Annotated in this window: 18 protein-coding genes; 16 read left to right on the plus strand and 2 right to left on the minus strand. The window is 46.0% G+C overall.

Translation table 11 applies throughout. The features are described 5' to 3' along the window. Window positions 1-149: IS1595 family transposase (locus P8P30_00225; protein ID MDG1285971.1), on the plus strand; the 149-nt coding region annotated here is incomplete at its 5' end. A 256-nt stretch (window positions 150-405) separates the two neighbouring features. Here P8P30_00225 and P8P30_00230 read toward each other — a convergent pair. Continuing rightward, entirely contained in the window at window positions 406-987 is a 582-nt protein-coding gene (locus P8P30_00230) for a ubiquinol-cytochrome C chaperone family protein (protein MDG1285972.1), read from the minus strand. On the opposite strand from P8P30_00230, the gene bamE reads away from it, so the two are divergent. The 11 genes from bamE to P8P30_00285 all read left to right on the plus strand — a co-directional run bounded on the left by bamE (window position 986) and on the right by P8P30_00285 (window position 12,887). After that, window positions 986-1,438, plus strand: a complete 453-nt coding sequence (gene bamE, locus P8P30_00235) for an outer membrane protein assembly factor BamE (GenBank protein ID MDG1285973.1) — start codon at window positions 986-988, stop codon at window positions 1,436-1,438. The two genes, P8P30_00230 and bamE, sit on opposite strands and share 2 nt — an antisense overlap. Window positions 1,439-1,440: 2 nt before the next feature. Then, window positions 1,441-1,971 carry a cytochrome b gene (locus P8P30_00240; protein MDG1285974.1) on the plus strand — a complete coding sequence of 177 codons (531 nt, stop codon included), beginning with the start codon at window positions 1,441-1,443 and terminating at the stop codon, window positions 1,969-1,971. A 50-nt stretch (window positions 1,972-2,021) separates the two neighbouring features. Next, window positions 2,022-3,266: a patatin-like phospholipase family protein gene (locus P8P30_00245; GenBank protein MDG1285975.1), complete on the plus strand. Its 1,245-nt coding sequence runs from the start codon at window positions 2,022-2,024 to the stop codon at window positions 3,264-3,266. A gap of 106 nt (window positions 3,267-3,372) precedes the next feature. Continuing rightward, complete coding sequence (locus tag P8P30_00250) at window positions 3,373-4,968, plus strand: dipeptide ABC transporter ATP-binding protein (protein ID MDG1285976.1); 1,596 nt, start codon at window positions 3,373-3,375, stop codon at window positions 4,966-4,968. After that, window positions 4,965-6,269, plus strand: coding sequence for a tRNA uridine-5-carboxymethylaminomethyl(34) synthesis GTPase MnmE (gene mnmE / locus P8P30_00255; protein MDG1285977.1), 1,305 nt, complete (start codon window positions 4,965-4,967; stop codon window positions 6,267-6,269). The genes P8P30_00250 and mnmE overlap by 4 nt, the downstream gene beginning before the upstream one ends. Window positions 6,270-6,359: 90 nt before the next feature. Further along, window positions 6,360-8,213 (plus strand): tRNA uridine-5-carboxymethylaminomethyl(34) synthesis enzyme MnmG, encoded by a 1,854-nt coding sequence (gene mnmG / locus P8P30_00260; GenBank protein MDG1285978.1) that lies wholly within the window; start codon window positions 6,360-6,362, stop codon window positions 8,211-8,213. After that, the gene (rsmG, locus tag P8P30_00265) at window positions 8,213-8,812 is read left to right on the plus strand and encodes a 16S rRNA (guanine(527)-N(7))-methyltransferase RsmG (GenBank protein ID MDG1285979.1); all 600 of its coding nucleotides are present in this window, start codon (window positions 8,213-8,215) and stop codon (window positions 8,810-8,812) included. Before mnmG ends, rsmG begins: the two co-directional genes overlap by 1 nt. Window positions 8,813-8,819: 7 nt before the next feature. Next, window positions 8,820-9,620, plus strand: coding sequence for a ParA family protein (locus P8P30_00270; GenBank protein MDG1285980.1), 801 nt, complete (start codon window positions 8,820-8,822; stop codon window positions 9,618-9,620). Window position 9,621: 1 nt separating this feature from the next. Further along, complete coding sequence (locus P8P30_00275; protein ID MDG1285981.1) at window positions 9,622-10,527, plus strand: ParB/RepB/Spo0J family partition protein; 906 nt, start codon at window positions 9,622-9,624, stop codon at window positions 10,525-10,527. Window positions 10,528-10,636: 109 nt separating this feature from the next. Further along, complete coding sequence (locus P8P30_00280; GenBank protein MDG1285982.1) at window positions 10,637-12,424, plus strand: acyl-CoA dehydrogenase C-terminal domain-containing protein; 1,788 nt, start codon at window positions 10,637-10,639, stop codon at window positions 12,422-12,424. A 22-nt stretch (window positions 12,425-12,446) separates the two neighbouring features. Continuing rightward, on the plus strand, window positions 12,447-12,887 hold the full coding sequence (locus P8P30_00285; protein MDG1285983.1) for a hypothetical protein: 441 nt from the start codon (window positions 12,447-12,449) through the stop codon (window positions 12,885-12,887). Here the strand turns inward: P8P30_00285 and P8P30_00290 are convergent. Continuing rightward, the gene (locus P8P30_00290; GenBank protein ID MDG1285984.1) at window positions 12,884-13,081 is read right to left on the minus strand and encodes a hypothetical protein; all 198 of its coding nucleotides are present in this window, start codon (window positions 13,079-13,081) and stop codon (window positions 12,884-12,886) included. The two genes, P8P30_00285 and P8P30_00290, sit on opposite strands and share 4 nt — an antisense overlap. 66 nt (window positions 13,082-13,147) lie before the next feature. Here P8P30_00290 and mutL point away from each other — a divergent pair, with 66 nt between their 5' ends. The 4 genes from mutL to secA all read left to right on the plus strand — a co-directional run bounded on the left by mutL (window position 13,148) and on the right by secA (window position 18,109). Then, window positions 13,148-14,995, plus strand: coding sequence for a DNA mismatch repair endonuclease MutL (mutL, locus tag P8P30_00295; protein MDG1285985.1), 1,848 nt, complete (start codon window positions 13,148-13,150; stop codon window positions 14,993-14,995). A gap of 34 nt (window positions 14,996-15,029) precedes the next feature. Continuing rightward, on the plus strand, window positions 15,030-15,161 hold the full coding sequence (locus P8P30_00300) for a hypothetical protein (GenBank protein MDG1285986.1): 132 nt from the start codon (window positions 15,030-15,032) through the stop codon (window positions 15,159-15,161). Beyond that, entirely contained in the window at window positions 15,146-15,346 is a 201-nt protein-coding gene (locus P8P30_00305; GenBank protein ID MDG1285987.1) for a hypothetical protein, read from the plus strand. Before P8P30_00300 ends, P8P30_00305 begins: the two co-directional genes overlap by 16 nt. Before the next feature lie 108 nt (window positions 15,347-15,454). Further along, window positions 15,455-18,109, plus strand: a complete 2,655-nt coding sequence (secA, locus tag P8P30_00310; protein MDG1285988.1) for a preprotein translocase subunit SecA — start codon at window positions 15,455-15,457, stop codon at window positions 18,107-18,109. The last annotated feature ends 3 nt before the right edge of the window (window positions 18,110-18,112 follow it).

Genomic DNA, 18,112 nt, shown 5'->3' on the forward strand with positions numbered 1-18,112 from the left:
ATCAGGCAAAACGCCATCTTCGCAAGTTCAATGGCGTACCAAAAGAGCATTTTAATCTGTTCTTGAAAGAATGTGAGTGGAGGTTTAATATGGGCACACCAAGTGACTTACTGGCAGACCTGAAAAAGTTGCTCAAAGAACATTATTAGGTGTCAGCCCCAAAAGAATTAGATTTCTAAGATTGAAAATTCCGACCTGAGGAAAATTCTTGAAATGTATTAATTATGCCTGACATAGATGCGGGAATAATCAAACTCGTTGTTGGGGTGCGGGATAGATTTCCGGCATAAATGAAAAGAGACATAAGTAATACCCGAAGACTATACCCGATTTGCCTGTGGATAAATGTTACGGTTTGATGACAATTATGCGTGTTAGCGGCGCTCAGTCTGTAAAAGAGGCGGATTAGGCCTGTTCCATCAAATCATCAAGACTGGGGAGTTCTAGGCTGCCTTCGGCAAGTCTGGCAGCGTCATAATGGTTCAGGTGATCGGTGATATGGCCGAGATAAAGCTGCAGCAGGTTAATATCATCCGCATCGCCCTTGCCGGCGTAAACATTCTTCTGGATGGCTTCGTGGATGGCCTCCTTGCTCTCCAAAGCATCTTCATAGGCTTCCACCCTGCCATAGAGCGCTTGCCCCATCGCCTTAATACGGCGTGAAACACCGGTATCACCCACGCCGAGTTCACGCAGAACCGTATCCATATCGTCAAACAGCACTTCTAGCAGTTGTTTGGTCACGGGCTCATAAGCCTGAACATAGTTATTTTCCTGCTTCATACGGTTAATCCATAAGAAAATGTGGAGAATCAGCATCTCAAAGCGGCCATCGAGTGTATCGGGTACGTTGGCCGTCTCGTAAAACCACGGATCTCTTGCCTGTTCGTGTAGCTCGCCATAAATTAGCATTGCTTGCTCGCGTGCATCGGGTAGAAAGAACTGTGCAATATGTTTTAGCGTTGAGAGAAATGAAGAGGATGACATGGCTCGTTTTTGGCAGATAGTTTTAGCAGGGTCAATGGCCGTACTGTTATTGAGTGCGTGCGATCCGAAAATATCGGAGCGTGGCAAGCAGCAGCTGGTAGAGGCGGCTGAGCAAATTACACCGGATGAGACTACACGCGCAGAGGTGATAGAGCTTTTGGGCACGCCTTCAGCGGTTGGGCAGTTTGCTGATAAAGCGTGGTATTATGTCGCGCAGCGCAAAGAGGGCGTTGGTTTTTTTGCGCCTGAAGTGGTGGATAGCCATGTGCTTCGCCTCACTTTCTCCGGTGATACAGTGGATGATGTGCGCAACTATGATCAATCAGATACACGTCAGGTAAGCTTTTCAGATCGCGCAACACCGACAGAGGGTCAAGAATACGGCTTTATCGAGCAATTAATCGGTAATATCGGTAAATTTAACAAACAGGGTGCCGATTCGGTTCAGTAAAAATGCAGCGCTATAATAAAATTGCCATTGGATTTCATTGGATTGTGGCGCTAATCATGATTGGCCTGTTGGCGCTCGGCCTGATCATGGTTGATATGCCCAAGCCTGATAAATATGTTTTTTACGGATGGCATAAGGCGTTTGGTATTATTGTGCTGGGATTGGTGACGTTGCGCCTGATATGGCGAATCATGAGAAAACCACCCGAATTGCCCCAAAATACTCTGAAAATGCACAAAATAGCCGCTCATGTCACTCATATCGTACTTTATGTGCTTATGTTTGCGATGCCGCTTATTGGTTGGACGATGTCTTCTGCGGGAGGACATCCGGTTTCTGTTTTTGGTTTGAAGATTCCGGCGATTGTTGGGAAAGATAAAGAACTGGGTTCATTGATGCATGATTTGCATGAATGGGGGAGCTGGGCACTGATCGCCGTGATTATGCTACATTTAGGCGCGTCGCTCTATCACCATTTCATTTTGAAAGATGGCATCTTGTTGCGGATGCTGCCCGGCAAAGAATCTTCGTAAAGCCGCTCTCTGCTTAGAGTTTCTTAACATTTTCACGTTATAATGGATGCATGGTTGCCCCTTTAGAACAAAAACCCAAAATTACCCTACGGCCTGATGACTGGCCCGTTCTGACGGCCGATTTACAGAATATTGAAATGGTGGCACTTGAAGGCGCGGGGGTGACGGGCGTTGTTTATACGGGTGCGTTGCGGGCTTTGCATGAGCAAGGCCTGTTGGGGAAGGTTAAGCGATTCTCGGGAACGTCCTCTGGTTCAATTGTGGCTCTAGGGGCCGCTCTTGGTTACCGGGGCGCTGAACTTGAGTCTATCGCACTAAATCAAGATTTTAGATCCTTTTGCCGTACCAATGGTCGCTGGCTAAGGCAAATGCGTCAAAATTTTAAACGTGACGGGATCTTCAGCGGGGCTGAAATGCGTCGGTGGGTTAGTAACCTTTGTGCAAGACGCATTGGCCAAGATGCGCTCTCATTCGCTGACTTAGAAGAATATCGCAAGCAAGCTGAAGCAGGAAATAGGACATTCTTTGAAGAAAAATACAAATGGGCGATGGAGCATAAATTACATTTCCGCCGTCATTCACTCGATCGCTCCCAGTTCACATATGATTTTGAATGTGGAACACCAAAAGAATCCATTGCTAGAATGATGGAAGTGGCCGCTAGTTTTCGATCTTTAGAAGTCGCAGCAGCAGAAGTAAAAGAAGACGAAAGAGGCAATAAAAGTGAACATTCGGCCCTTTTTAACGAGAAAAACACCCCAAATCTCACTTTAGCAAGTGCAGTTCGCGCATCTGCTTCTTATCCGTTTGTGTTCCGCAATGTTCAAATTGAAGATGATAAGGGGGTAGTGCGCAGTTATACTGATGGTGGCTTCACTCAACCGATTCCGATGACTTCAATGGATGAAGAGGGAATTCCGAATAACAGAGTGCTGGGGTTCGTAAGTGAGTATTTCCCAGATAAACCACAAGAAGTGAGCCATACTCCAAAGGTGGGGTGGGCCTCAAAGAAGTTGACGAGCCTCATTGCAACAGCGGTCGGAAGAAAATATATAGAGAAACATGGTAGTGAAGATAGAACCTCACGTGAGGTCGGTTTGAGGCTGATGGATGAGGCGACAGCACGTTTTCATGAGAGAGGAAAAATCCGCGCAAATAATCCCCATTTAATGTGTAGAATCATACCTTTAGACCGAGATGGCGTGGATGGGAAAGACTTTGAACTTACGACGTCACGTAAAGAACAGCTTATCAAATCGGCTTACGCAACGACGCTGAATACGATTAAACCATAACCTGAGGCACGCAAAGAGTTGCCCCTTCTCGCTGAGAAACGAGATCATGGTCCGATTGGATTGAGAAATAGGGTGAAAAACATGCTAATTTCGTTAATCTGCGACGATGTTTGTATCTGTAAAAAACCTATCCATTTCATTTGCTAAACCTGAGGGCGGCACTGCTTTTGCGGTGAAAGGGGTTGATTTTGAGATTCAAGAGGGCGAAACCCTCGCTTTGGTGGGAGAGTCTGGCTCAGGCAAGTCTCTTACGGCGCTTTCATTAATGAAGCTTTTGCCGAGATCAGCGCAAACAAAGGGTCAGTTTGTCTTCCAAGGTGAGGAGGTTCATACAAAAACAGAACGAGAGATGCAGAAAATACGAGGTTCACGTATTGCAATGATCTTTCAGGAGCCGATGACAGCGCTAAACCCGCTTCATACCATCGGTAAGCAAATCACAGAGATATTAGAGCGGCATCAACCCTTAAGTAAGAAGTCAGAGCGGTTAGAGCAAATTCACGCACTCTTAGAAGAGGTGGGGTTGGGTAAACTAAAATCACGTCTAAGTGCCTATCCACATCAATTATCGGGAGGAGAGCGTCAGCGTGTGATGATTGCAATGGCGATTGCGTGTGAACCGGAACTATTATTGGCCGATGAACCGACAACCGCCGTCGATGTGACACTTCAGGTCCAGATACTTAGGCTGCTGAAAAAGATACAAAAAGAGCGAAATCTATCGATATTATTTATTACGCATGATTTGAAAATTGTTGAGCAAATGGCTGATCGAGTTGCCGTATTAAAGCAAGGCGAATTAATTGAAACCTCGTGTGTGAAAACTTTCTTTAAAAAGCCCAAACATGAATATTCGCGTTTATTATTAGATTCTCGTCCCAAGGGAGAGCCTCCCGCTCCCGCTTTTGAAGGGAATATTGTGATGAGTGCAAAAGACGTTAGCGTTAAGTTTGCATCGAAGAAGAACCTATGGGGCAAAGTAACTCACTGGAATATAGCAGCAAATGAGATTTCGTTAGAAATTAAGAAGGGGCAGTCTTTGGGAATTGTCGGAGAGTCTGGTTCCGGTAAAACGACGCTTGCGATGGCTTTGCTTCATTTGCAAAAGGCATCCGGGAAGATTGTCTTTATGGGAGAAGATATTTCGAATTTTTCCGCATCTGAGCTTCAGAGCTTACGTTCAAAATTACAAATTGTTTTCCAAGACCCTTTTGGGAGTTTAAACCCGCGCTTATCGATTGGTGAAATTATCGGTGAGGGGTTAAGGGTTCATCAACCCAAGCTTTCTCGTGAAAACCGCCGAGTCTTGTCTGCTAAGTCATTGGAAGGGCTGGGGTTATCAGCTGATATGTTGGACCGGTATCCGCATGAGTTTTCTGGTGGGCAGCGGCAGCGCATCGCGATTGCCCGTGCGATGATTTTAAAGCCAGAAATCGTCGTTATGGATGAGCCGACATCAGCCCTAGATGTGACCGTACAGGCTCAAATTGTTGAATTACTTAGGGATTTGCAGAATAAAACAGGCGTGAGTTTTCTTTTCATCAGTCATGATTTGCAGGTAGTTCGCGCGGTTTGTCATGAAGTGATAGTGATGCAGGCCGGAAAACTAGTCGAGCAGGGTTCGGCAAAGCAAATATTTGAGAACCCGAAACAAGAATATACACGCAATTTGGTCAATGCTTCATTGGGGGAGGCTTTATGAGTGAATTAGATACGATCTTTGCCAGAGCGACAGCATCTGGCCGTGCCGGAGTCTCGGTTCTTAGAATTTCAGGAAAGGATGCTCTAAAGGCATGCGAGCATTTTGGAAGAACGGAACCCCCTACGCCCCGACATGCGATCTTACATTCTTTCAAAGTGGATGAAGAATTTATAGATTCTGGATTAATGCTCTTCTTTCAAGGGCCACTCAGCTTCACGGGTGAAGATATCATTGAATTCCAGATGCATGGAGGTGTGGCAATCATGAACCGCATGATGAAGGAGCTTTCAGCCCTTTCCTCTTTTCGTTTAGCAAAGCCAGGAGAGTTTTCTCAACGGGCTTTTCTGAATCAGAAAATGGACCTTACAGAAGCGGAAGGGCTGGTAGATATTATCAATGCTGAGACGGAACGTCAGCGTATTCAGGCTTCTCGACTCACTCAAGGTCATGCAGCTGACTTCTTTGAAGCGCTCCGCAATAGAGTTCTAGAGCCAATGGCATTGATAGAGGCTTATATTGATTTCCCTGAGGAAGAGATCCCTGAGGAAGTGACGCGTCAGATTGATGAATCTATTGTGTCTTTGAAAGAAGAAATTACGTACCAACTTTCGTCCGGACAATCAGCAGAGCGTTTGAGGGAGGGGTTTGTTGTCCTATTGATGGGTAAGCCGAATAGTGGAAAGTCGAGTTTACTTAATGCAATTGTGAAGCGAGAAGCGGCAATAGTGACGGACATACCTGGAACAACCCGTGATTTGATAGAAATTGGATGTGAAATAAATGGATTGCCGGTTACATTAATAGATACGGCGGGCTTGAGAGAGTCGGAGGACGCGATTGAGCAGCAAGGCGTGGCCAAGGCGAGGCTTAGAGCCAAAGAGGCAGATATTATTCTCTATTTGAGAGATGCTGAGGATATGCAGAGTGAAGATGTGATTGTTTCCGAGGCTCCCATCTATCGAATTGCGACGAAAATTGACCTGGCGCCCTGCCCTGTATTTGAATCTGATTATCAAATTAGCACCCGATCACTTGATGGGCTTGATGAGCTGATGGATGCTATGAGTCGAGATTTGGAAAATAAGTTACCAGCATCTGACTGTTTTGCCCTTCACCAACGTCACCGACAATTACTCCAAGATTCGCTCAAGGCATTAGAGCTATTTGATGAATCCTCCGCTCTAGAAATTAGAGCGGAACATTTAAGAGAGGCTGCGACAGTGCTCGGTGACATTATTGGTTCTCATAGCGTTGAGGATCTTTTAGATATTATTTTTAGTTCATTCTGTATTGGGAAATAGTCTTACAGACTCATACTCTGTCCTGTATTTTATCAATCAGTCATGATATAGCCTCGTCCTGAGGCGGAACAAAAACGTTTCACGTGAAACATGGAAAACAAATTTGATGTAATTATAATTGGCGGCGGACATGCCGGAACTGAGGCTGCAAGCGCCTCAGCACGTATTGGCGCGCGTACGCTACTGGTGACACATAAGGCGGAAACTGTGGGTGTAATGTCCTGCAATCCTGCTATTGGCGGAGTTGGCAAGGGTACGCTAGTTAAAGAGATTGACGCTCTGGGCGGTGTTATGGGGCGTGCGATTGATCGCGCCGGCATTCACTATAAAATGTTAAATGCGAGTAAGGGGCCGGCTGTCTGGGGCCCCCGCGCTCAGGCAGACCGTGAATTATATCGAAATGCGGTTCAGGAAATTCTCTTTAATCATCTGAATCTGTCAATCCGCGAAGACGAAGTAGCCGATCTTTTGATTGAAGGTAGTGTTGTGCTAGGGGTGAAGTTGTCGAATGGTGAAGATATAAAGGCCTCAAAAGTTGTTCTAACAACCGGCACCTTCTTGAATGGCGTTATTCATTTTGGCCATGAGTCAGAAGGTGCCGGTCGTATAGGAGAGCGCCCCTCTCTATCTTTGGCCAAGAGGTTGTATGATCTAAAATTAAGGATGGGTCGCTTGAAAACGGGAACCCCTCCCCGCTTAGATCGTGAAACAATTGATTATAACCGATGTGAATCTCAGCCCGGAGATGATTCCCCGAGTCCATTCTCGTTCTTAACTACAGAGATTTCGATTCCGCAAATTCCGTGCCATATTACCAGAACGTCCCTAGAGACAAAGAAAGTTATAGAAGAGAATATTCATTTATCTGCTATATATGGAGGAAAGATTTCAGGGGCGGCCCCTCGGTATTGTCCGTCGATTGAGGATAAGATTTCACGTTTTGCAGATAAAGAAACACATCAAATATTCTTGGAGCCAGAAGGCCTAAATTCTAATTTGGTCTACCCTAATGGACTATCCACTTCTTTGCCACGTGGAACACAAGATGCTTTCATTCAGTCTATTCCAGCCTTAGAAAAGGCAAAAATCATCCAATATGGTTATGCAGTTGAGTATGATTATGTTGACCCTCGCGAATTGCGCTCCACCTTAGAGCTGAAAAGGATTCCAGGTCTGTATATGGCGGGGCAGATTAATGGAACAACCGGATATGAGGAGGCGGGTGGGCAGGGCCTTGTTGCGGGTGCAAATGCGGCGCTGAGTTTTAGCAATCAGTCGCTCACCCTCTCTCGAAAAGAGTCTTATATCGGGGTGATGATTGATGATTTGACGGCTCTGGGGGCGAGTGAGCCCTATCGAATGTTTACTTCTCGAGCGGAGCATCGATTGATCCTTCGCCAAGATAATGCCGACCGTCGATTGACCCAAAGGGGTCGAGAGCTGAATCTGGTTGATGATAGCCGGTGGGAGTTGTTTGCCGTGAAAAATGAAGAAATTCAGCAATGGAAATCGGTCATGGCTCAGGTTATGATGGCCCCGACTGAATTGGTTAAGCATGGAATAGAGGTGAAGCAAGATGGTCGTCGGCGTGCTATTTCAGAATTAATAGCTCACCGGCTGATGGGTTGGGAGGATGCTGAAGCGATTAGTCCGGCTTTTAAGGCTATACCCCCGGTGATCCGACGGGCATTGGAAAATGACTCTCTCTATGCTGCGTTTGAGGCTCGCCATAATCATGAGGTTGTGGCATTTGAAGAAATGCAGAATGTACGCCTTCCGGACGGCTTTGATTATTGGGCGATTAATGGATTGTCTTCCGAGCTCTCCGAAAAGTTGTCCTTGGCTCGTCCTGAAGCGATGTCACAAGTGAAGCGAATTGAAGGGATTACACCTTCTGCGGTTGCGGCGATTCTTGTCGCTTTGCGGAAACGAAAGGTCGCGTAATGGAATACGAAGAATTCACAAAATCTATAAGTGTTTCACGTGAAACACATTTGAGGCTTTTGCGTTACGTTGAGCTGTTAGAAGAGTGGGGGAGCGCTATTAACCTCGTTTCCAGCAATGAGAACCTGTGGCATAGACACATCATCGACAGTGCGCAGATGGCGAATTATGTTGATTCTGACGCGAGCAAACGGATTCTTGATTTGGGAAGTGGGGGAGGTCTTCCGGGAATTGTCCTGGCAGTTATGATGCCAAACCCAATAACCCTCGTTGAATCAGATAGACGCAAATCGCTCTTTTTAAAGCACTGCATCCATGAGCTAAAGCTTACTCATGCAGAAGTTGAGAATCAGCGCATTGAGAAATGTGAACTGGAGGGGGCTATTATTGTCGCTCGAGCTCTTGCGCCATTGAATGATTTGTTTGGCTATGTTCGCCCTTTTTTATTAGAAGACTCAACTTGCCTCTTTCCCAAAGGGCGAAATTACGTTAAAGAATGTGAAGAAGCTTCTCGCTTTTGGGAATATGAGAAAGAAGTCATTCCCAGCCTCTCTGGAGATGGTGCGTTGCTAAGAATAAGAAAAATAAGAAAAAAGTAGGGAATCAATGACCACAGTATTGGGTATTGTAAATCAAAAAGGCGGAGTTGGTAAGACAACGACAGCGATTAACCTGGCAACAGGTTTGGCCGCGATTGGCAAAAAGGTGTGTGTGATTGATCTGGATCCTCAAGGAAATGCTAGCACAGGCCTTGGTATCGAACGCAAGGACCGTAAAATAACCAGCTATGATTTATTGATTCATGGCCAAGATCCGCGCAAGGCGCTCCTAAAAACATCGATCCCAAAGCTAGATGTTATCCCGGCAACGATTGATTTATCGGGTGCTGATTTAGAATTGGCGCCGATGCGGAAACGCGAATTTCGTTTGCGCATGGCATTGGCAAAATTGGTTGCAGAGGGTGATTATCACACCATTGTTATTGATTGCCCGCCCTCTTTAAGTTTATTAACTCTCAATGCCTTAGCGGCAGCAAATAAAGTTCTGATTCCGTTGCAATGTGAGTTTTATGCTTTGGAAGGATTGAGCCATCTTTTGAAAACAATCAAGATTGTTCAATCTCGCTATAATGATGCTTTAAAGGTCGATGGGGTTGTTCTCACTATGTATGATCGGCGTAATAAACTGACCGAAAATATTGAACAAGATGTTCGGGCCTATTTGGGCTCACAAGTTTACGAAACGGTTATTCCACGAAACGTTCGTGTTTCGGAGGCCCCGTCATATGGAATGCCATCTATTCTTTATGATATGCATTGCGCCGGTTCGCAGGCTTATATTGCTCTGGCAAAAGAGATGATTAAACGAAATAAATTCAAAAAACTAACAGTAAAAATGGCGGCGTAATATGTCTCAAACAAAATTAGGAAAAGGCCTCTCAGCCTTGATGGATGAAGAATATAGCGATGCTCCAGAGAGCAAAGAGAAGTTGAATAAATTAAATAACTTGGATGTTCATAAAATTCGTTCAGGGAAATATCAACCGCGTAAGAGTTTTGAAGAAGGTGAGCTGGGTGAACTAGCGGCATCAATTGCTCAAAATGGAGTGATGCAGCCGATTGTTGTACGCCCAGTTGAAGCCGAAGGTGATGTCGCCTACGAAATTATTGCGGGTGAGCGTCGTTGGCGTGCCTCAAAGCGTATAGGCCTTGATTCGGTGCCGGCTATTATTCGTGTGATGACCGACCAGCAGGCTTTAGAACTAGCTTTGGTCGAGAATATCCAACGTGAAGACCTTTCTGGCTTGGAAGAAGCGGCTGGTTATCAACAATTAATTGAAGAATTCAATTACACTCAAGAGCAGCTAGCCGGTGCAGTTGGTAAGAGTCGGAGTCACATTGCAAATCTATTGCGTTTGTTAAGCTTGCCAGATGAAATTAAGGTGATGCTTGAAGCAGGAAATTTGAGTATCGGACATGCACGAGCTTTGATGACCGCTGAAAATGCGGTTGAACTTGCAAAACAAGTCGTCGCAAAGAATTTAAATGTTCGCCAAACGGAGAAACTTGCCAAAGGCGAAACATCTGAGGCTTCTAAGTTAAAGGCAAAATCATCGCCTTCTTCTGCGGTCATGTCACGCCAAGCAATTGAGAAGAATGAAGATATTTTGGCTCTTGAAGAAACGTTAGCAGAAAGTCTGGGACTTAAAGTTCAGATAAATGATTTCGGTGGCCAGCAAGGCGAAATCGTCACCAACTACGAGTCTCTCGAAGAATTGGATATGATTTTGCGTCGTCTGGGTGACGCCGCTTAGTTCGCTATCTACTTTCTAGGAATTTAGGACAGAATCTTAACACATTCTTGAGAATTATCGATTAGGGTGAAGTTGAATGTAATCAACTCATTGGTGAAAGAACACGCCCATGCCTAGCTATAATGCCCCCTTAGAAGATTTTGAATATCTGATTCGCGAATACCTAAAGATTGATGAGTATCAGTCTCTTGATGGATTTGCTGATGCCAGAGAACTTGTGACGCCACTGTTAGATGAGGCGGCAAAATTTTGTGAAAATGTGATTTTCCCGCTTAATCAGTCAGGTGATGAAGAGGGATTAAAATACGATGATGGCAAGGTCATCACACCGGCCGGATTCAAAGAAGCTTACAAACAATATTGTGATGCCGGGTGGATGAGCTTTACCTGTGATTCAAAATATGGCGGGCAGGGGCTTCCGGAAGTATTAAATATGCCAATGATTGAGATGACTTGCTCAAGTAATCTGGCATTTGGTATGACGCCGGGTTTGAGTCACGGCGCTTATAGTGCCATTCACCATTTTGCGAGTGACGAATTGAAACAAACCTATTTACCAAAAATGGTGACAGGGGAGTGGTCGGGCGTGATGTGTCTGACAGAACCGCACTGTGGAACTGACTTAGGGCTGATTTATACCAAAGCGGAGCCGGCTAATGACGGGTCGTTTAATATTACCGGCGGCAAGATTTTTATTTCCTCTGGTGAACAAGATAAAACCGAAAATATTATTCATCTGGTATTAGCGAAATTACCGGACGCTCCGGAAGGCGTGAGGGGTATTAGTTTGTTCCTTGTTCCGAAAGTGATGGTCAATGAAGATGGCTCGCTAGGCGATCGTAACGGTGTGCGCTGTGAAAGCATCGAGCATAAAATGGGTATCCATGCCTCGCCAACCTGTGTGATGAATTATGATAATGCTAAAGGGTATTTAGTGGGTGAGCCTAATAAAGGCTTGAAGGCTATGTTCACTATGATGAACGAGGCAAGATTACTTGTTGGAATTCAAGGGCTTGGGCTTGCCGAGGTTTCTTGGCAGAATGCGAAAGCTTACGCGCAAGAGCGGCTTCAGGGGCGTGCGTTAAAAGGTGGGCCTGCGGCTCCCGAAAAAGCCGCCGATCCGATTATTGTGCATCCGGATGTACGCCGCATGTTATTGACAATGAAGAGTTTTACGGAGGGTGCGCGAGCATTGGCTTTGGAAACGGCATTGAAATTGGATATTCTGAAACGTTCGGATAATGAGGAAGATAAAGAACAGGCTGATCATTGGATGCAACTAATGACGCCGATCATTAAAGCGTATTATACCGATATGGGTTTTGCCGTTTCAAGTGAGGCGATGCAGGTGCATGGCGGTTTTGGTTACATTAAAGAATATGGCGTAGAGCAATATACGCGCGATGCCCGTATTGCGATGATTTATGAAGGAACGAATGGAATTCAGGGGCTCGATTTAATTGGTCGGAAGTTGCCTTATAAATTTGGTAAATATGCGCGTGTTTTCTTCCATCCTGTTACGGAATTTATTGAAGAAAATCGTGTGGTTGAGGGAATGGCTGAATTTACTAAGCCATTGTATCAGAATATAAAGCACCTTCAAAATGCAACGCTTTGGTTGGCCAAAACTGGAATGGGAAATCCCAATGACCCGGCAGCCGGTGCAACAGAATATCTACGTATGTTTGCACTTTGTGTGATGGGTTATGTATGGGCGCGTCAGGCGAAACTAGCATTAGAAAAAATTGAAAGTGGCGACGGCCTACACTCAAAAGAATTTTATGAAGCGAAACTCGATACGGCGCGCTTTTTTATGCAGCGTCAATTGCCGGACTGTGTAAGCTTATTGTTGAAAATCACCAATGGCAGCAAATCGATTATGAAAGCTGCAATTTAATTATTTATTTACGGAGAATATAATGACCGAAAAAAGTCATAACACAGAAAAGAAAATATCTGTTCTGGGGTTATTAAGTATTATTTTTGGTGGCCTGAGTATGGTGCCGCTTATGGGAATATTATCCTTTCCGGGATTGGTATTGGGAGTGATCGGTCTTGTCAGGAAAGGCGGAACTTTGGCCATTGTTGGAACCGTGCTTTCTTGTGTAGGTGTGGCAACCAGTCCGACACTTTGGGCGATGGTGGGCTGTACCTTTAATCCCTCAGCATGTGAAGAAATGGCAGAAGAAGTTAAAGTTAAGCACGCAGCAAGAACAGCCGAATTGAAGAAAAAAATTAAACTGTTAGAGCGTCAGCAGACCGAGGCTGATAAAGCAGAAGAGAAACTTGAAGCGGTCACAGAGAAATTCCAAGACCTAGAAGAAAAATCAAATCAAGCGCTCGAGACACCCGCTTTTTAACGAATTAAGACTTTTATTAAAAACACTGCACCAATAATGAGGGCAAATAGATTAAATCCGAGCCATAGCGCGTAAGCACAGGCACCTAAAATGAGAGCGGGGCCGATATAGTCGCGAATATCGTGAACTTTATCCATACCTATAAGCGTGCCAAAAGCGGTAAGTGCAATGCAAATAATGATGTCTATTACCATAGGGTGAGTGTAATATTTTTCTGAATCGAGGCTAGGTTTTTATACCTAATCGCGATATAAAACAGTATGAACGCCATTCGTATATTGCCTAATAACACCGTTAACCGTATTGCCGCAGGTGAAGTGGTGGAGCGGCCTGCTTCGGTGGTGAAGGAATTGGTTGAGAATGCTATCGATGCGCGGGCGACGTCTATTGATGTTTCCGTTAAAGGCGGCGGCAAACGCGAAATTATTATTTCCGATAATGGCAAGGGAATGGCCCGCGAGGAACTGGAATTAGCCATTCAACGTCATGCGACCTCGAAGCTTCCCGATGATGATTTATTAATGGTGCAATGGCTGGGTTTTCGGGGAGAGGCGCTCCCTTCTATTGGTTCGATTAGTCGAATGAAACTGACCAGTCGTGCCAAAGGAGCTGACGAGGCGTGGAGCATTTCTGTCGGGGGAGGTGAAGTTTCACAAGCAACGCCTGCGGCTCATGCTGTGGGCACGCGAATTGAGGTGCATGATTTATTTTATGCCACGCCGGCGCGCTTGAACTTTATGAAAACGGAGCGCTCGGAGACGTCGGCGATCAGCGATATTCTGAAGCGTATTGCGATGGCAAATCCCGGAATTGGTTTTAGTTTTAGCCATGAGGGTAGGGGCTGGAAAGCGGAAGCCTCAAGAATAAATTCATCGTTGCTCGGTTTATCCGAGAAATCCATGGATCACCCGAACAAGTCGAGTGATGACGATTCGATGAAACAAAGATTATCCCAAATCTTAGGCAAAGAGTTTGCACAAAATTCTGTGTTGGTGGAGGGGGAGCGTGACGGTCTCTCTCTCTCGGGTTTTGCCGGGCTACCAACCTATAATCGTGGCAGTAGTTTACAGCAATATTTATTCGTTAATGGGCGTCCTGTGCGTGATCGTTTGCTGCTTGGCGTGGTGCGGGCGGCTTATCAGGATTTTCTTGCGCGCGACCGTCATCCGGTTTTGGTATTATTTGTCGAAGTGCCTCCGCAAATGGTCGATGTGAATGTACATCCAGCGAAAGCGGAGGTGCGTTTTCGCGATGCGCAATCGGTTCGCTCTATGATTTTACGAGGATTGCGTGAGGCGCTGGCGGCGTCGGGCCATCAGGCCAGTACCACAGTGGCTTACGATGCGCTGCGTAAAATCCAGCCGGAGCAGATGCAGGCGCAAGCGGCAATGGGTTTCCACCAGCCGGTGAATTATGCGTATAATCCGGCGAGCCATGGGGCGGGGCGCCCCTCTTCTGCGGCGGTTGCGATGCAGGCATTGGAGGTGCTTGACTCGCAAGATGAATCGGTGCCAGCGCCCTCGACGGATTTGCCACTCGGCTTGGCCCGCGCGCAGCTACATGAAACGTATATTGTCGCGCAAACGACAGAAGGCATTGTTATTGTTGATCAACATGCCGCACATGAGCGTTTAGTTTATGAGCGTATGAAGGCGCAGATCGCGAAAGAGGGCGTGAAAACTCAACCACTTTTATTACCTGAAGTGGTGGAATTGAGTGTTGATGGTGCGGCGAATTTATTGGCACGAAAAGAGGAATTAGCCGAACTCGGTTTGATCATGGATGACTTTGGTTCAGGTGCGGTGGTGGTTCGTGAAGTGCCGGCCTTGATGGGTGAGGGCGATGTTCAGGGGCTTATCCGCGATATGGTCGATGAGTTGGATGAATTTGGCGAGGCGCTTAAATTACGCGACCGGATGGAAGATATTTGTGGCACGATCGCCTGTCATGGCTCTGTGAGGGCGGGGCGCAAACTTAATATTGACGAGATGAATGCGTTGCTGCGTCAGATGGAAGCAACGCCGTATTCTGGTCAATGTAACCACGGACGCCCAACCTACGTAGAGCTCAAGCTCAAAGATATTGAGCGTTTATTTGGCCGCCGGTAAGGTTTAGTTAATATTTCTCTGCTAGGATCGATTTATGGATGAGCCAGATTATCGTGCCAGAGCTTTCATGGCAGAGGCATTTATTAAGCAGGGGTTGATCTCAATACCTGACGGGGATGCGTCGATCATTGCTCGGGGTGAAGCGTTGGAGTGGTTAAAAAAATAGAGGATGCGACTCCTTTGGTTTCAATGAAGGAAGGCGAACTGCAAGGGTTGATAATAGAGCAAGATCGCTATGGAAAGAGAGCAATTGTACCAGAATATTTTTTAGAGAGCGTTTTGAGTATTATTTATTTATCTGAAGCGCTAAAATGTATTGAAAGACAAACTGGCCCAGTAACAGAACGGTAGTTCTGCCATGTTGGCCGCTCGCCTTCTTTGCTTTTGAGGTTTCTCACACCCTTAAAACCAAATCCCCTCTAGATTTTTTGCCCCTTGTGCACTACATCATCAAGCATGATAGGAAATATTGCTAAGAGCCTTTTTGGCTCCTCGAATGATCGTTTTGTTAAGCCTCTCCAGAAGGATGTTTTGCGCATCAATGCGCTGGAGGAAGAAACCGCTAAATTAAGCGATGAAGAGTTGCGTGGCCGCAGCCTGTGGTTCCGTGAACGCCTATCAGGCAAAGAGACATTAGATGATATTCTACATGAAGCGTTTGCCACCGTGCGTGAGGCATCAAAGCGTGCGTTGGGCATGCGTCCGTTTGATGTGCAGTTGGTCGGTGCGATGGTGCTGCATAAGGGCATGATTTCGGAGATGAAAACCGGTGAGGGTAAAACGCTTGTGGCAACACTGGCTGTTTATCTCAACGCGGTCGAAGGCAAAGGCGTGCATGTGGTAACGGTCAATGATTATCTCGCTGAACGTGATGCGGCCTGGATGGGGGCGCTCTATGAATTCCTCGGCCTGTCAGTCGGTTGCATTTTGAATAATCTCGACGATGCTGAGCGCCAAGCGGCGTATGCGTGCGATATCACCTACGGTACGAATAACGAATTTGGCTTCGATTATTTACGCGATAATATGAAATTCAGCCGCGAAGAAATGGTGCAACGCCCGTTTAATTTTGCGGTGATTGATGAGGTGGATTCGATCTTGATCGATGAAGCGCGTACGCCGTTGATTATTTCCGGCCCGACGGAAGATAATTCCGATCTCTATACTCAGATCGATAAGCTTCTTCCTGAAATTAAAGAAGAGCATTTCGAGAAAGATGAAAAATCTCGTTCCGTTTCTCTCACCGAAGAAGGGGTGGAGTTTATGGAAGAATTGCTTATTCGCGGTGGGCTAATGGAGCAGGGTGAGGGCCTTTATGATATTAATAATGTTTCGCTCGTGCATCATGTGAATCAAGCCTTAAAAGCGCATACGTTATTTACGAAAGAAGTCGATTATATTGTCCAAGATAATAAAGTCGTGATTATTGATGAATTTACCGGTCGCATGATGGAAGGTCGCCGTTATTCGGAAGGGTTGCATCAGGCATTAGAAGCCAAAGAAGATGCGCAAATTCAGAATGAAAATCAGACGCTTGCGTCAATCACCTTCCAGAATTATTTCCGCATGTATCCGAAACTTTCCGGCATGACCGGTACGGCCATGACTGAGGCATCGGAGTTTGGCGATATTTACGGGCTAGAGGTGATTGCGATTCCAACCAATGTGCCGGTTGCGCGTGATGATTCAGATGATGAAATTTACCGTACAGCAGTCGAGCGTTACGAGGCGGTGATTGAACAAATTAAGGATTGTCATGATCGTGGCCAGCCGGTCTTGGTCGGTACGGTCAGTATCGAGAAATCGGAATATTTGGCGAATTTACTGAAGAAAGCAAAAGTGCCGCATCATGTTTTAAATGCGAAGCACCATGAATCGGAAGCACAAATTGTCGCGCAAGCAGGGCGTCCGGGTGGCGTAACAATTGCGACGAATATGGCCGGTCGTGGTACGGATATTATGCTGGGCGGGAATCCTGAATTTGAAGATGAAAAAGGTAAGAAACTCTCATCATCGGCCTATGCGGCGAATAAGCAGAAAGTGCTGGAGGCGGGTGGCCTTTATGTGATTGGTACGGAGCGTCACGAATCTCGCCGTATTGATAATCAGCTGCGGGGGCGCTCTGGTCGTCAGGGAGATCCGGGTGGTTCGAAATTCTATCTGTCGTTGGAAGATGATTTAATGCGTATTTTTGGTTCCGAGCGGATTGATGGCGTATTGAAAAAGCTTGGCCTGCAAGAAGGTGAGGCGATCACCCATCCATGGATGAATAAAGCAATCGAGAAAGCCCAAGGTAAGGTCGAAGCACGCAACTATGATATGCGTAAGAATTTGCTAAAATTTGACGATGTGATGAATGATCAGCGTAAGGTTATTTTCGGCCAACGCATTGAAATGATGGAAGAAGAAGATCTCTCAGATGTGACCGAAGAAATGCGCGAAGACGTCACGAGCGAAACAGTTGAGGGGTATATTCCGCCGAAATCTTACCCAGAACAGTGGGAACCTGAGTCGTTAGAGAAAGAGGTTTACCGCCTCTTTGGTTTGCATCTTCCCGTCACAGAATGGGCAGCAGAAGAAGGCATCGGTACAGAAGAAATTTCAGAACGCGTGATGCAAGCGGTGGCGGCATTAATGCAAGATAAAGAAAAGCGCTTTACCGAACCAATGATGCGCATGGTAGAAAAGCACGTGCTTTTACAGACACTTGATGAGTTATGGAAAGATCATTTGCTACAACTCGATCAACTTCGTCAAGGCATTGGCCTGCGTGGTTACGGTCAGAAAGACCCGCTTAACGAATATAAACGTGAAGCTTTCGCTTTATTTTCTGATTTGCTTACACGCTTGCGTGAGTTGACGACGAATCGTTTGGCGCATATTGAAGTTCAGACGCAGGCCCCAGAAGAGTTGGAGCCGTTACAGCAAACCCAAGAAATGCATGAAAACCGTGGCCCTCAAGCCGAGTCGGAAGGTGCTTCGGCTCAAATGCGTGTACGTCCTGAGCATCGTGATGCAAATAATCCTGAGAGCTGGGGGCGAGTGGGGCGTAATGAATTATGCCCTTGTGAATCCGGTAAAAAATATAAACATTGTCACGGTAAATTGGATTAAACT

This window comes from Rickettsiales bacterium (assembly GCA_029252805.1).
GTDB lineage: Bacteria > Pseudomonadota > Alphaproteobacteria > Rickettsiales > JALZUV01 > JALZUV01.